Below are 14,308 nucleotides of genomic sequence, written 5' to 3'. Positions count from 1 at the left end.
GTTTATGAAGTTTACATATTGCTATGGTCACTCAGTAGTTCATTGAGTAAATTTTTGATTGCCTACATTCCAAAGAACAGAAGGCAATTTCGAATAACTCAACACCTGTGAGTGCCCACACAGATTTCTTGTTTTGAATTGTTAAAGAGCGTTGCTAACATGAAGAGCGAATCTTTCAGTAGCAGCCTTGACGCTAGGTCGTTGGCTTGAGGAGGCGTATTCTACACGCTCCGTGGTTGGCGTCAAGGGCTTTTTTAAAATGTTTTAAAATCGCTTAACTTGTTGCCCTGACTGCGTTTCAGCTTCCGTTTAAGAAGGCTGGTTTGCCGTGTCAGTGGGTGCGCATTATAGGGATGTCAGCCCAGAGCGCAAGCGCTAATATTGAGTTAATTACCTTATCGAGTTCGTTTGAATGTTATTTAGCCTGACCTCCTACTTTTTAAGCATTATAATGGCTGAATTACGCTTCAAACCTATATTTAAGGAGTTTCAGTGCCTGTTTCATTAAGAGCCTATAAAGGTGTAAGCCCTCAATTCGATGATTCTGTCTACCTGGACGACGCCTGTGTACTCGTTGGTGACATTTTTTTAGATACAGATTCTAGTATTTGGCCTTTAGTCGCCGCACGCGGTGATGTTAACCATATGAGAATTGGCAAAAGGACCAATGTTCAAGATGGTGCCATTCTTCATGTGACACGCAAGTCTCCCTCCAATCCCGATGGTCATCCTCTATTAATAGGTGACGATGTCACTATAGGGCACAAGGCTATGCTACATGGTTGTACAGTAGGGAGCCGAATCTTAGTTGGTATGGGAGCCATCATACTTGATGGTGCTATATTAGAAGACGATGTGATCTTAGGAGCCGGTTCTTTAGTTCCTCCAGGGAAGGTACTCAAGAGTGGCCATTTATATGTAGGCAGTCCAGCAAAACAGGTCCGCGCCCTGACCGAAGCAGAGCTTAAGTTTCTACCCCAGTCAGCGGATAATTATGTTCTGCTCAAGAATGAATATTTAAATGAAGAGATAGTCACTTCAATCTAGCTCAAAGGGGGATTAGCACCAACTAACCCCTCCATCCTCATCGAACTTCTCCTGTTCGATGAGCTCTTCTATATGATCTTCTATATCGAAACGACTTCTCTCGAAGGCTTCGAGCACTTGTGCTCCCTCAGTCAGCTCCTCACCATTTAGCTTAGTTAGTCTTGATAGGCTTACACGACACTTTATATTTGCCCCCATCACTTGAGCTGGAAAAATGATCTGTTGACTAGCGTCGTCCCAATCTTGTAAATCAGGAAATATAATATTCTGATTCATTCTGTATCCAACTTTATTCTCAAAGCGTCTAATACCGATGACACTTCAGGCTTAACACCTCGCCATAATTCAAAACTCTTTGCAGCTTGTCCAACTAACATGCCTAAACCATCGACTACCTTACTCGCTCCCAAAGATGAGGCCCACGAATTAAACGAAGTGATCTGCTTGCTATACATCATGTCATAGCAACTCGTTTCAGCATCTATTACTGACGTTGGGATCTGTGGAATATCACCAGATAGGCTTGAAGATGTTGAATTGATGATAATATCGAATGAAGCTGTCAGATCATCAGTCGCTACGGCGCTGATGTTACCGTATTCAGCGAACAGTTCGGCCAACACTGCAGCCTTTTCATGGGTTCTATTATGAATACTAAGCTCGTCTATTCCTGCATTTAACATAGGAAGAATACAGCCTCTTGCCGCCCCACCAGCCCCTAAAAGAAGCACTCGCTTGCCGACTAAGCTACCAAAGTTACGCTGGAGATCGGCGACCAGACCTAAACCATCGGTATTGTCACCACGGACATGACCGTTCTCTAATAAGGTTAAGGTGTTTACCGCTCCAGCCAATTGAGCTAATTCACTCAACTCATCGCATAATTTAAATGCTTGCTCTTTAAAGGGGACGGTAACATTGGCTCCCTTACCTTTATTTAGCCAAAACTCCGACAAGCTTGTTTCGAAACCATCGATAGGAGCCAACAAGGCCTCATACTCGAGTACTTGTTCAGTCTCTTCGGCAAATAACCCATGAATTAGTGGAGATTTACTGTGTGCTATCGGGTTTCCAAAAACGGCATATCTGTCAGTCATGTTTATCTCAAGAGTAGAATGCTATCTAATTAGGTCATAGTCTCACTCAGTATGGATCGCGGCGCAATTGATTAGTTTAAAATAGCTGAGGAGATGCGAGATCAATGGCTGATGTTTATGAAAGATGCACTAGCTATCGGAATTAAAGACCCTTTGCATTGGGATGCGATTTAGCAGGGTTTCAAGGTATTAGTCGATAATACAAGTAACCAATAAACCATGAACATGGATAATTGGTTACTCATACAGTTCAACGAGCTTAACTTTATTTATTCAAACCCAGCCAGTCTCTCGGCTTAAGAAAGTCTGTATAAAGTAATGCTTCTGGTGAGTTTTCTGCTGGGGTATAGCAATACTCCCAACGAACTTATAGTCAGGGCAATGACATAGACATCTCTGATGTATTGCCACTGCCACTAGCGTACTAACGAGACTATTTATTCAAACCCAGCCAGTCTCTCGGCTTAAGAAAGTCTGTATAAAGTAATGCTTCTGGTGAGCTAACTTCTGGAGTGTAACAGTACTCCCAACGAACTAGTGGTGGCATCGACATCAATATGGACTCAGTTCTCCCACCAGTTTGTAGCCCGAATAAAGTACCTCTGTCATACACAAGATTGAACTCTACGTAACGCCCACGGCGATAGAGCTGAAAATCACGTTCTTTTTCACCATACTCAGTATCTTTACGGCGGTTAACGATTGGTGCATAGGCAGTTAAGAATCCTGTACCTACAGCTTGCATAAACTCAAAGCTAGTATCGAAACCTTGCTGGTTCAGATCATCGAAAAAGAGCCCACCGACACCACGAGTCTCATCTCTGTGAGGTAAATAAAAGTATTCATCGCACCACTTCTTATACTTGGGATAAACTTCCTCACCAAATGGATCGCAGAATGATTTAGCGTGCTGATGCCACTCAACCACATCTTCTTCAAATGGATAATAAGGCGTCAGGTCGAATCCACCGCCAAACCACCAAACAGGATCAGCCCCCTCTTTAGATGCAATAAAGAAGCGAACATTAGCATGTGTCGTTGGGATAAAAGGGTTATTAGGATGAATTACCAGAGAGACCCCCATAGCCTCGAAGCTGCGGCCAGCAAGCTCCGGGCGGTGAGCAGTGGCTGATGCAGGCATTGAAGCCCCCGTCACATGTGAAAAGTTAACCCCAGCCTGTTCAAATACGGCTCCTTTCGTCAGTACTCGGCTTTGGCCTCCACCACCTTCTTCACGCTTCCAAGAATCGGCCTTAAACTCAGCTTTACCATCAAGCTGCTCTAAGCCCTCACAGATTTGCTGCTGAAGATCCAGTAAAAACGTTTTTACAGCGCTGATGTCAGGTACAGACATGTAGATTCCTTTTCTTTTATATTTATAAGCAGGCACATTTGTAGCGCCTTTGTTCTAACGGCTCTAACGCAAGACCTTACCACTAATTGCATCGATAATCGTTGAAGGTTTAGCCTCAGAACCCAGCTCACCAGAAACAACCGCTGCGATTGTATTTCCAAATTGTTCAATCACTTCCGCCACACTCATTGCTGGCTCTTCGCCAGTCAAATTTGCACTGGTAGATACTAGAGGTTTGCCAAGCTGTTTACAGATTTTTTGAATACCTGGATGAGAAGAAACTCTTACAGCAAGAGAATTAAAGCTACCGCAAAGCAACTTAGATATATCGGCTCTTATGGGCATGATGAAGGTGAAAGGGCCTGGCCACTTGGAAGCAGCAAACTCAAGCTGTTTTTGAGTCAACTGTGTTTCATCAAGGTAAGGGGCTAATTGAGCAAAATCACTGGCCACTAAGATCAAACCTTTTTGCCAAGGGCGCTTCTTCAGTTTAAGCAATTTCTCTATCGCTTTATCATTATCAGGATCACAACCAAGCCCAAATACAGCCTCGGTGGGATAGGCTATTACGCCTCCACTCTCAATTACCTCAGATACTTCTGATGGGTCTAACTGCAACATGTGTAGTAGCCTTCAATTAAATTAAGACACTAAAAACTTAGATAGGTCTTTTATATTTGCATGTCTTCTTCGGACATTCCAAGCGTGATCCTGCGGCCCCTTTTCTCTCTACCAGAATACCGAAACCACACTCGGGACACTCTTCGGCAACAGGAGGATAGTTCACTAAGAACTTACATTTAGGGTAACCACTGCATGCATAAAAACTTTTACCAAACCGATTAGTTCTATGCTCAACCTTACCGGATTTACAACTCGGGCAAGCAATCTGATCTTCAGGCTCTTCCTGATCATGTTTTTCAATGTGCTTACAATCAGGGTAATTTGTACAGCCAATAAAAATGCCAAACCGTCCAGACTTTACCGCTAGTTCGTGACCACATTCGGGGCAATTTGAGCCAGGGATAACTTGAGTTTCAATTGACTCATGCTGAACTAATGGCCGGATATAATCACACACGGGATAACTATTACACCCAATGAAGCCACCATGTTTACTATGCCGAACCGATAACTCACTGCCGCATTTAGGACAGAGTTCATACTCTTTCTTTAATGCATGTTCATGGGAACTAAACAGTTGATCATCAATTTTAGACATGGGGCTCTCAGCTATATCGGGTATTCACCATTTTACCAAGCAAAGCCAAAACAGGGAAATATCTTAGGAAAATAATTACCACTAGGTTTATGCAAACAATGTAAGTATATTGTATGCAAAAATACAATAGGATGAATATTATGTTGCGCAAGTCAGTTCTGGCTCTAGCGATAGCTCTCCCTACGCTTGTAGGGCTATCGGCTTGTAGTACCTCACCTCAAATCATCACAGACACGAGTCTATTACAGAAAATTACTCAGGCATCAGATGAAAGCCTATTCGATGCCAGTAGCCCGCTGCTGACTCAAAGTGCCTTCGAGCAAGTTGCGGCTAGGTTGGACACTACAGCCAGTTTATCTGAAGCCAACAGCCTACTCTATTATTTAAGAGCCTTTAGTTACTTCGGTCCAATAGATGATTTAGATGACAACAGCATTGTATTGCTGACATCAGGATTAACCAGCTTAACTTCTACAGATGTTTTTGCTTCATCTGCTCGGCTGCAAGAACAATTTGCCGTCACCCTGTATCGCTACTACGCCAACAATGAACAAGCGAGTGCACTAGTAACATTGACCACTATTCTCGATAAACAATTTGGCCAACTAGCTAAGAGTGCCAGTGATCAAGAACATGATTACGCCCTATGGGAAACGCTTCGGGCTTACGGCTTGCTATTCAATGTCGCGAGAAAGGACAGTGATGGTGAGCTAAACAAAACACTGCTAGAGCTGGGACTCGATAAAACTTTATTGGACTTTGCAGGCTCAGATAACAGCATTCGTAATGATAAAGGCTGGCCTAAGCGTAACGCTTACTGGGCTCTGGGCCTATACCGCTTGGCGCTACCAGCCAGTGAGGATGGCAGCGTCACTCAAGATGAAGCAGCTTTGGATAAGGCCGTAGCCGATATAGCAAAGCAAGATATCAGCGTCAGAGGCGATACGGCAAAGGATGCCTATACCTTAGGCTATCACGTCAACTCATTTGCAGGATTAGAGGAGTGTGAGAAAAATAGTGATATCTGCCGTATCCCTGAGCAGAGCGAAATTCTGCCTATTGAACATCACTGTTCAGACAGCCTATTTATTCTTGCGCAAGATCTGAATGAGCAGGAGCTGGCCATCAGCTGTACTAAGCTCACTTCTCAGGAATCTAACTTCCACACTTTATTAGAAACCAGTGAACAGCCAACGGCTAACGATTTTAATGATGCTCTCAGAGTCATCGCCTTCAAGAACTGGAGCCAATATAACGCTTACGGCCAGCTGTTATTCGATATAAGCACAGACAATGGTGGCATGTATATAGAGGGAACTCCCTCTAAACCAGGTAATCAGGCAACTTTCTTCGCTTATCGTCAGTTTTGGATAGAGCCTGAATTTGCTATCTGGAATCTCAATCACGAGTACGTGCATTACCTGGACGGACACTTCATCAAGTATGGAGGCTTCGGTCACTTCCCTGAAAAAATGGTGTGGTGGTCAGAAGGTTTAGCCGAATACATCTCTAAGGGAGATGACAACGCTAAAACTTTGAGAATCGTAAAGAAGAAACTAGACGAAGCACCCACGCTGGAAGAGATCTTCGCCACCGAATATAAAGACGGTTTGGAGCGAACTTATAGCTGGAGCTATATGGCCATTCGATTCTTGGCCGAAAACTACCACAAAGACTTCGTTCAACTGAGTAAGTACCTTAAAACAGACTATTTCGAGGGCTATGATGAGTTACTTGCTGATTTGACTCAGCATCAAAATGAGTTTAGTCACTGGCTATCGGATCGAGCAGAGCAGTTTGATGATAGTGAAGACCAAGCTAAGCCTAGGCTGCACAAACAAAATCGCTACAGTTATCGTGATTACTTAGCCCCTGAACACCTCAAAAAGGATGATGCACACAGGCATTATTAATCAATTAAGGGAGACGAAGCTCATTTATGGGCTTCGAAGGTATTTCCCTTCAATACAACACTGATGCTGGAATGCCGATACTCTTGAACAAAACAGGGAACATTTACGGCCGGACACAAATACCCTCTAACGCTGTCTGACCTCCAGGGATGGAGGAAATGCCAATAAATACCGGGAGTATTTATGGTCTTGCGATCGGGGATAGCTTTTATAAACCAAAAGGGCCATGTACAAAGCCAATTTATATCCATCCATGGCAAATTGACATAAATGTTCCAGACACAAAAAAGGAGGCCTAGCCTCCTTTCTTTATGTCACGTGAATAGATTCTCAGCTCAAATATAGTTATGAGTGCAATCGACCATCAGGCTGCTCAAAGATAAGATCTTCCATCTGTTCATAAGCAGACTCATTGCCAGGTGCATTAAATAACACCATTAAAACAACCCACTTTAAATCTTCAAGGATCAATACTGGCTCATCAAGCTCCATGACTCGATCTATGACCATCTCACGAGTTTCAACACTTAATACCTTGATCTGTTCAAGAAAAAGAAGAAATCCTCGGCACTCTACATCTAGCTTATCCATTTCATTCTGAGTATAAATTCTAAATGAATGTTGTGCATGATCACACAGGTAAGGCGTATCGCCCTCCTGTAACTCTGCTAAATGCTCAAGCCATGAAATGGCTTTAGTGATCTCGGCCTGATGAAACCCGGCACGGGTAAGCTCTTGTGTGAGCTCATCTTCATCCACTAAGAACTCTACTTCACTGTGAACATAGTTTTCAAATAGATACATGAGGATATCAAACATGGCTAGCTCCTCTTTAGTCTTATATAACCACCGGGTACTACAGCGACCCAACCTTGTAATTCAAGTTCAAGCAATTGCTCTAATACTAAATCTATGGCCTTTCCACTATGCTCAACGACAACATCTAATGTTGTAGTCTCATATCCTACACTAGCTAACAGTGAGGTAAATGGCAAATCAGAAGCCTTCTCCCCCCCTATATGGTGACGCCTTCTCAATTCTTCAAGGTGATATTGAGATAAAGCTACGACTTCTTCTATTATATCGGCCGCACTCTCAACAAGCTTTGCCCCATCTTTAAGAAGATCATGGCATCCCTGACTCTGCCCAGCCAGAATACTTCCGGGCACAGCAAATACTTCCCGTCCCTGCTCTAATGCCAACTTTGCAGTAATTAAGGAGCCACTTTTCCTACAAGCTTCTACCACTAAGGTACCTACAGATAGACCGCTAATTAGCCTGTTTCGTTTCGGGAAATTTCCGGCATAAGGTTTAGTACCCGGCCAAAACTCACTCATAATGACACCATGACTCTGAATATCTTCATAAATCTTTCTATGTCTCCTTGGGTAAACAATATCAACACCCGTTCCTAATACTGCAAGTGTTCTGCTATTTTTATCAATACAGCCTTGGTGTGCAGCCCCATCAATGCCAACAGCCATCCCACTGACAACGGTAAAGCCAAATGTCGATAACTCTGCTGCCAGTTGATAGGAAATTTGCAGGCCAGTGCGTGATGCAGCTCTACTCCCCACCACTCCAATACAAGGAAACTTCAATGCATTAATATCCCCTTTAACGAAAATAACACTGGGTGGATCAGAGATCTGCTTTAACAAATAGGGATAGTCAGGATCATCTAGAGTGAGTATAAAATGATTTTCGGCAGCCTCTTGCCACGCTAGGGCAGATTCGACACGTGTGAAATTGGGGGTGAGTTTACACTTAAGCAGACTTTCAGGAAGAGGAAGCGCATCTTGCTCATGCTCTAGCATCTGCCTGAGTTCTTCTACATCCATATAATTAAGCAGTTGTTGGATCCGAGCGGGTCCAAGCCCGGATACTGCACTAACAACTAGCCAATCGACCAGTTTATCGGTAATCCTTCACCTCTGTGTTTACTGAAATAGAAAGTTTGTTAAAAACTGGTAATCCCTTACCAGTTACTCAAACATCAATACACGCGTACTATCTAGTGTAATTTAGTCGAAATTATTTATTCACTAACCAAGAGTTCATCTGGAGTCATTAGCTTATCTTCGACCCTAACAGGCTTCTCGTTGATCATAATTAAACCTAAACTAGTTTTATCAAAGACTTTAAATACCATCAGCTTTCCACGGTAAATATCAGGCATTTTGATCGAATTGTCTGACGAAACACTCGACAGTGCACTTTCATAGGTACTACGTTCATTCGGTAACACGGGTTGGCCGCTGCCATTAATAACCATATCGACACCATCTCTATAGATAGAAAACACATGGCCGGTTTCTACGCCGTCATTACTGCCTTTATCTATATAAACAACATCCAACTTGCCCATCTCACGTAAGTGCTTCTCCGATGCTAAAACCGATGCAGGCGAAGCAAGCTCTGCCGCCCTAGGCATGAAATAAGCAGACATCAAAGAATCGTCCTCTATCGGTAAAATACGTGTTCCAGCGACCGTTTCACGAAAATTACTCAGCAGTTTCACTTTAGAAATGGTACCTGACTCGATAACGCGTCCACTGGCTGTTAAAATAGCTTCGACACCGAGATGTTCACCCTCATCCTTACTAATAAATTCACGACCTCTTTCATAAATACCAAATTTGTCACCTAGTATAAGCTCGGCTTGAATATAGATAACATCGCCAACCACATGGAATTTAGACTCACTTTCACCACCTAACACCATAGGCTGTTCATCAAACCATTCCACATCAACCACTCGGTTCTGAATCAAATAGGGATGAATTAAGGATAAATCTACCGCTGGGATTGCGCCTCCTTTAGGCATAATTCTCCCCTCTGGTGACTTACGAACATGCGGTTTTACCACAAGCCTAGGTTCACCATCGATAAACACCAAGGTCAGCCTGTCACCAGGATAGATAAGATGCGGATTGGCTACTTGAGGATTGGCTCCCCATAGTTTAGGCCAACGCCAGGGATCTTTGAGAAAGTGTGCAGAGATATCCCAAAGGGTATCTCCCTTCTCTACGACATAAGAATCGGGATGCCCTGACTTCAGCGTCAAGGTATCGGCGAATACAAAAGAGCAATTTAATATAATTAAACCGAGTAAAATTAATCGTTTCATCGGGGTATCCATGCTGTTTATTCGCTATATAGCAAACTCTTCCTTACAGGAAGCACTCGAGAAATAAAACTAGTTTGACGATATAGAGAGCTTTTGCTGTTATTGATTGCCACTAAGGATTAAAATTGACCCATTAGCTAAAGTCAGTATAACCAACTGATAAAGATTTGACAGACTTGTTAAGAGTTTATGTATGAGTTTATTAAAAGTTTTACGTTTCCCCGATGAGAGATTACGCACACTAGCCAAGCCTGTTACAGAGTTTAACACTGGTCTGCAAACTCAAATCGATAATATGTTCGAAACCATGTATGAAGAGAAGGGGATCGGCCTGGCAGCAACCCAAGTCGATTTCCACCAGCAACTTATAATTATGGATCTTCAAGATGAAATAGAAAGGCCAAAAGTCTTCATTAATTTGGAAATAGTTGCCAGTAGTGGTCACTTTGCCAATGAGGAAGGTTGCCTTTCTGTGCCTGGGATCTATGCCGATATTGAGCGTGCTGAACATGTCACCATCAAGGCATTAGATCGTGATAACAACGAGTTCACTCTCGAAGCCGATGGCCTATTCGCTATCTGTTTACAGCACGAGCTAGATCATCTTAAAGGTAAGTTGTTTGTCGATTACCTGTCGCCCTTAAAGCGTCAGCGCATCAAGCAAAAGCTAGAAAAAGCCGCACGACTAGAAGCAAAACAGGGATAAAGTTATCTTGAAACCATTAAACGTCATTTTTGCCGGTACTCCGGACTTCGCCGCTCGCCATCTACAGGCTCTATTAGACTCAGAACATAATGTGATTGGTGTCTACTCTCAGCCAGATCGCCCCGCAGGACGTGGCAAGAAACTACAAGCAAGCCCGGTAAAAATCTTGGCTCTCGAGCATGACATTCCCGTTTATCAGCCAAAGTCACTACGTGATGAAGCCGCTCAGCAGGAACTTGCCTCTTTGAATGCGGATATCATGGTCGTCGTTGCCTACGGTTTAATCTTACCTCAAATCGTTTTAGACACACCTAAGATGGGCTGCATTAACGTACATGGTTCAATTTTGCCACGCTGGCGAGGCGCTGCGCCGATCCAAAGAGCACTTTGGGCTGGCGACAAGGAGACTGGCATAACCATCATGCAGATGGATCTCGGTCTTGATACAGGTGATATGTTACTCAAGACTCAGCTTACTATCGAAGATGATGATACTTCAGCTAGCCTCTATGAAAAGCTTGCATTACAAGGGCCTAATGCACTCATTCAAGCATTAGCAGGCCTAGCAAGTAGTGAGCTTAAGGCCGAGAAGCAAGATGAATCTCTGGCAAACTACGCGAAAAAACTCAGTAAAGAAGAAGCTGAATTAGATTGGAGTAAATCTGCAGAGCAACTTTGGCGTGAAATACGCGCCTTTAACCCATGGCCAATCAGTCACTTCACTCATCAAGATGCCAGCATCAAGATAAGAGAAGCAAAAGTTAGCGGAACAAGCAGCGATGCACCGGCTGGAACAATTATCTCAGCAGGTAAAGATGGCATTGAAATCGCGACAGGCGAAGGCGTACTCTCCTTGTTAAATATGCAATTACCAGGTAAAAAGCCATTGAGTGTCGGCGATATCCTTAACTCTCGCGGTGAATGGTTTACACCGGGCACCCTCTTACCCAGCAAAGCAGTAAATGCTAACGAGACTAACTAATATGAATTTGCGTGCATTGGCGGCAAAAGTCGCATTTCAGGTACTTGAGAAAGGAATTTCACTTTCCGTCGCCCTACCCGATCAGCAAAAGCACCTAGAGAGTGGCAAAGATAAGGCCCTCCTTGCAGAGCTTAGCTACGGCGTGATGCGCCACCTGCCACAGCTGGATAAACTGGTCGGCGATTGCATGAGCAAGCCATTAAAAGGTAAGCAAAGAATTGTTCACCAACTGCTTCTTGTAGGCTGTTATCAAATTTACTTTACTCGAATTCCTAGCCATGCCGCGATTTCAGAAACTGCAGAAGCCTGTCGTCAATTAAGATTTGAAGGTCTAGTTAAAGTGGTCAATGGCGTTTTACGTAATATTCAACGTCAAGACAAGCCACTGCCTACCGATAACGATACCTTAGCCTTCAACACGCCAGCCTGGATAGTGAAACGTCTGAAAGAGGCCTATCCACAGAGCTGGCAAGAAGTTATCGAACATAGCCACCAACGTCCTCCGATGTGGTTGCGTAATAACAAGCTCTCTCAAACACGTGATGAATACCTAGCAGCCTTAGCCGATATAGAGATCGGTGCATCCGCAGGTAAAAGCAGCGATGCTATCTTACTCGATAGTCCACGCGATGTTGCTCAGCTCCCAGGTTTTGAACAAGGTGCTGCCTCGGTTCAAGATGGTGCAGCACAATGGGCGGCGACGCTGCTGGCTCCTAAAGATGGTGAGCTGATACTCGATGCATGTGCAGCCCCTGGCGGCAAGACCTGTCATCTACTGGAACAGGCGAATATCGAATTAATGGCCGTTGATTTTGATGAGAAACGTCTCGAGCGCGTGCAGCAAAACCTAGATAGACTATCTCTCAAAGCCAAGCTGGTTCATGGCGATGCCGCCGATATCGATTCCTGGTGGCAAGGTGATAAATTTGACCGTATATTACTCGATGCTCCCTGCTCAGCAACAGGAGTGATCCGTCGTCATCCAGATATCAAATGGCTAAGAAAACAATCAGACATTGAAGAGCTTGCTTCTCTGCAGAGTAAAATATTAGATCATTGCTGGCAGTGGCTTAAACCTGGTGGCACACTCCTATATGCAACTTGCTCAATTCTGCCTCAGGAAAACGAGCAGCAGATCCGATCATTCCTAGAAAGAACCGATGATGTCACTCTTGTCCCTATCATTGAGCAGCCAAATACTGAAAGTATCGGCTGGCAGATAACCCCAGGAACCGAGAATATGGATGGTTTCTATTACGCACGCCTAGTTAAGGGATAAAGCAAGGCCATGAAGATTATCATTTTGGGTGCTGGCCAGGTGGGTGGCACACTGGCTGAAAACTTAGTCGGTGAAAACAACGACATCACCGTCGTCGATAACGATAAATCACGATTACGCTCATTGCAGGATAAATATGATCTGCGCGTCGTTCTTGGTCATGGTGCCCATCCTGATGTACTCAAAGAAGCTGGCGCTGAAGATGCCGATATGCTCATTGCCGTCACCAATAGTGATGAGTGTAATATGGCTGCTTGTCAGATCGCCTACTCCTTGTTTGGCACACCAACCAAAATTGCTCGGATCCGCTCCGAGCAATATTTAGGTCTGAAAGACAAGCTGTTTATCAACAGTGAAACTAAACAGAGTGATAATCGTCCCCGTGGCGGTTTCATCATCGATGAGCTTATTGCACCTGAACAACTTGTCACCTCCTACATTCGACGCTTGGTAGAATACCCTGGAGCATTACAGGTACTGGAGTTTGCCGAAGGTCGATTAAGTCTAGTTGCTGTTCGTGCTTATTATGGTGGCCCCTTAGTGGGGAACGCGCTTGCAGCTCTTCGTGAGCATATGCCTAATATTGATACCCGGGTAGCAGCGATTTTTCGTCAAGGACGATCCATCATGCCGCGTGGTACCACGATTATCGAAGCCGATGATGAGGTTTTCTTCTTGGCCGATAGCCGTCATGTCCGTGCAGTAATGAGTGAGATGCAAAAGCTCGATAACTCCTACCGTAATATCATGATCGCCGGTGGTGGTAATATCGGTATGGGGCTAGCTAAACAGCTACAACGCAACCACTCGGTCAAGCTTATCGAACACAAGCAAGATCGCGCCGAGATACTTTCCGAGCGACTAGAAAACACTACCGTATTTTGTGGTGACGCCTCAGATCAGGAGCTTCTGCTAGAAGAACATATCGATCAGACTGATGTATTCATTGCCGTGACTAACGACGATGAAGCCAACATCATGGCAGCCTTACTCGCTAAACGAATGGGCGCTAAGAAAGTCATGGTGTTAATTCAACGAGAAGCCTATGTCGATATTGTTCAGGAAGCCAATATAGATATCGCAATATCACCTCAGCAAGCTACAATATCTGCGTTGCTTACTCATATTCGTCAAGGTGATATCTGTAATGTTTACTCGCTACGTCGTGGCGCTGCCGAGGCCATTGAGGCCATTGCTCACGGCGACTCTAAAACCTCCAAAGTAGTAGGTAAGAAGATTGGCAATATTAAGCTGCCACCGGGTACAACTATCGGCGCCATAGTGCGGGATGAAGAAGTATTGATGGCTCATGACAAAACAGTCATAGAGCAAGGTGATCATGTCATCCTCTTCTTGGTAAACAAAAAGTTTATTGGTGAAGTAGAGAAGCTTTTCCAACCGAGTGCTTTTTTCTTCTAAGCTCCTCCACCCTGTTAATTAATGGCGGCTTATTTATGATGGTAAGCCGTTAACCTGCTTTCAAAGGATTGTAATATACCAATCCTATCAAATATGCTCTATTTCAGCGGGAATTCAAAGCGCTGTAGGCAAGGTGCATGTTTGAAGCTAATAGTTATT

Annotated in this window: 14 protein-coding genes; 6 read left to right on the top strand and 8 right to left on the bottom strand. The window is 44.0% G+C overall.

Annotated elements, in window-relative coordinates; all coding sequences use genetic code 11:
• Positions 1 to 492 precede the first annotated feature (492 nt).
• Positions 493 to 1,047 carry a gamma carbonic anhydrase family protein gene (locus tag FM038_RS00225; RefSeq protein ID WP_142873214.1) on the top strand — a complete coding sequence of 185 codons (555 nt, stop codon included), beginning with the start codon at positions 493 to 495 and terminating at the stop codon, positions 1,045 to 1,047.
• 12 nt (positions 1,048 to 1,059) lie between these two features.
• Here FM038_RS00225 and FM038_RS00220 read toward each other — a convergent pair whose 3' ends face one another.
• The 5 genes from FM038_RS00220 to FM038_RS00195 all read right to left on the bottom strand — a co-directional run bounded on the left by FM038_RS00220 (position 1,060) and on the right by FM038_RS00195 (position 4,720).
• Positions 1,060 to 1,323 (bottom strand): DUF1488 family protein, encoded by a 264-nt coding sequence (locus FM038_RS00220; RefSeq protein ID WP_142873215.1) that lies wholly within the window; start codon positions 1,321 to 1,323, stop codon positions 1,060 to 1,062.
• Positions 1,320 to 2,144 carry a shikimate dehydrogenase gene (gene aroE, locus FM038_RS00215; protein WP_142873216.1) on the bottom strand — a complete coding sequence of 275 codons (825 nt, stop codon included), beginning with the start codon at positions 2,142 to 2,144 and terminating at the stop codon, positions 1,320 to 1,322. Before aroE ends, FM038_RS00220 begins: the two co-directional genes overlap by 4 nt.
• Before the next feature lie 433 nt (positions 2,145 to 2,577).
• Positions 2,578 to 3,498, bottom strand: coding sequence for an oxygen-dependent coproporphyrinogen oxidase (gene hemF / locus FM038_RS00205; RefSeq protein WP_142873217.1), 921 nt, complete (start codon positions 3,496 to 3,498; stop codon positions 2,578 to 2,580).
• A 63-nt stretch (positions 3,499 to 3,561) separates the two neighbouring features.
• Positions 3,562 to 4,119, bottom strand: coding sequence for an L-threonylcarbamoyladenylate synthase type 1 TsaC (gene tsaC, locus FM038_RS00200; RefSeq protein ID WP_142873218.1), 558 nt, complete (start codon positions 4,117 to 4,119; stop codon positions 3,562 to 3,564).
• A 37-nt stretch (positions 4,120 to 4,156) separates the two neighbouring features.
• Positions 4,157 to 4,720 (bottom strand): DNA topoisomerase family protein, encoded by a 564-nt coding sequence (locus FM038_RS00195; protein ID WP_142873219.1) that lies wholly within the window; start codon positions 4,718 to 4,720, stop codon positions 4,157 to 4,159.
• 140 nt (positions 4,721 to 4,860) lie between these two features.
• On the opposite strand from FM038_RS00195, the gene FM038_RS00190 reads away from it, so the two are divergent.
• A complete protein-coding gene (locus tag FM038_RS00190) occupies positions 4,861 to 6,633 on the top strand; it encodes a collagenase (protein ID WP_185965801.1) in 1,773 nt (590 codons plus the stop codon).
• Positions 6,634 to 6,978: 345 nt separating this feature from the next.
• Here the strand turns inward: FM038_RS00190 and FM038_RS00185 are convergent, their stop codons facing one another.
• From FM038_RS00185 to FM038_RS00175, 3 genes are all read right to left on the bottom strand, one after another.
• A complete protein-coding gene (locus FM038_RS00185) occupies positions 6,979 to 7,452 on the bottom strand; it encodes a DUF494 family protein (protein WP_142873221.1) in 474 nt (157 codons plus the stop codon).
• Between the two features lie 2 nt (positions 7,453 to 7,454).
• Positions 7,455 to 8,474, bottom strand: coding sequence for a DNA-processing protein DprA (gene dprA, locus FM038_RS00180; protein WP_142873222.1), 1,020 nt, complete (start codon positions 8,472 to 8,474; stop codon positions 7,455 to 7,457).
• Between the two features lie 197 nt (positions 8,475 to 8,671).
• Positions 8,672 to 9,775 (bottom strand): LysM peptidoglycan-binding domain-containing protein, encoded by a 1,104-nt coding sequence (locus tag FM038_RS00175; RefSeq protein ID WP_142873223.1) that lies wholly within the window; start codon positions 9,773 to 9,775, stop codon positions 8,672 to 8,674.
• A 181-nt stretch (positions 9,776 to 9,956) separates the two neighbouring features.
• On the opposite strand from FM038_RS00175, the gene def reads away from it, so the two are divergent.
• The 4 genes from def to trkA are packed head-to-tail and all read left to right on the top strand — an operon-like array spanning position 9,957 to position 14,149.
• Positions 9,957 to 10,469 (top strand): peptide deformylase, encoded by a 513-nt coding sequence (gene def / locus FM038_RS00170; RefSeq protein WP_142873224.1) that lies wholly within the window; start codon positions 9,957 to 9,959, stop codon positions 10,467 to 10,469.
• A gap of 7 nt (positions 10,470 to 10,476) precedes the next feature.
• Positions 10,477 to 11,451 carry a methionyl-tRNA formyltransferase gene (gene fmt, locus FM038_RS00165; protein WP_142873225.1) on the top strand — a complete coding sequence of 325 codons (975 nt, stop codon included), beginning with the start codon at positions 10,477 to 10,479 and terminating at the stop codon, positions 11,449 to 11,451.
• A 1-nt stretch (position 11,452) separates the two neighbouring features.
• The gene (rsmB, locus tag FM038_RS00160; protein ID WP_142873226.1) at positions 11,453 to 12,730 is read left to right on the top strand and encodes a 16S rRNA (cytosine(967)-C(5))-methyltransferase RsmB; all 1,278 of its coding nucleotides are present in this window, start codon (positions 11,453 to 11,455) and stop codon (positions 12,728 to 12,730) included.
• 9 nt (positions 12,731 to 12,739) lie between these two features.
• A complete protein-coding gene (trkA, locus tag FM038_RS00155) occupies positions 12,740 to 14,149 on the top strand; it encodes a Trk system potassium transporter TrkA (RefSeq protein ID WP_142873227.1) in 1,410 nt (469 codons plus the stop codon).
• Positions 14,150 to 14,308 lie beyond the last annotated feature (159 nt).

The sequence above is a fragment of the Shewanella eurypsychrophilus genome (assembly GCF_007004545.3).
Taxonomy (GTDB): Bacteria; Pseudomonadota; Gammaproteobacteria; order Enterobacterales; family Shewanellaceae; genus Shewanella; species Shewanella eurypsychrophilus.
The sequence above is the reverse complement of the archived record's forward strand: the minus strand, read 5'-3'. Positions and strand labels throughout refer to the sequence as shown.

Coding starts and splice junctions, on each gene's coding strand:
- FM038_RS00220 (WP_142873215.1), bottom strand. CDS start 1,323: ATGAATCAGAATATTATATTTCCTGATTTACAAGATTGGGACGACGCT.
- aroE (WP_142873216.1), bottom strand. CDS start 2,144: ATGACTGACAGATATGCCGTTTTTGGAAACCCGATAGCACACAGTAAA.
- hemF (WP_142873217.1), bottom strand. CDS start 3,498: ATGTCTGTACCTGACATCAGCGCTGTAAAAACGTTTTTACTGGATCTT.
- tsaC (WP_142873218.1), bottom strand. CDS start 4,119: ATGTTGCAGTTAGACCCATCAGAAGTATCTGAGGTAATTGAGAGTGGA.
- FM038_RS00195 (WP_142873219.1), bottom strand. CDS start 4,720: ATGTCTAAAATTGATGATCAACTGTTTAGTTCCCATGAACATGCATTA.
- FM038_RS00190 (WP_185965801.1), top strand. CDS start 4,861: ATGTTGCGCAAGTCAGTTCTGGCTCTAGCGATAGCTCTCCCTACGCTT.
- FM038_RS00185 (WP_142873221.1), bottom strand. CDS start 7,452: ATGTTTGATATCCTCATGTATCTATTTGAAAACTATGTTCACAGTGAA.
- dprA (WP_142873222.1), bottom strand. CDS start 8,474: ATGGATGTAGAAGAACTCAGGCAGATGCTAGAGCATGAGCAAGATGCG.
- FM038_RS00175 (WP_142873223.1), bottom strand. CDS start 9,775: ATGGATACCCCGATGAAACGATTAATTTTACTCGGTTTAATTATATTA.
- def (WP_142873224.1), top strand. CDS start 9,957: ATGAGTTTATTAAAAGTTTTACGTTTCCCCGATGAGAGATTACGCACA.
- rsmB (WP_142873226.1), top strand. CDS start 11,453: ATGAATTTGCGTGCATTGGCGGCAAAAGTCGCATTTCAGGTACTTGAG.
- trkA (WP_142873227.1), top strand. CDS start 12,740: ATGAAGATTATCATTTTGGGTGCTGGCCAGGTGGGTGGCACACTGGCT.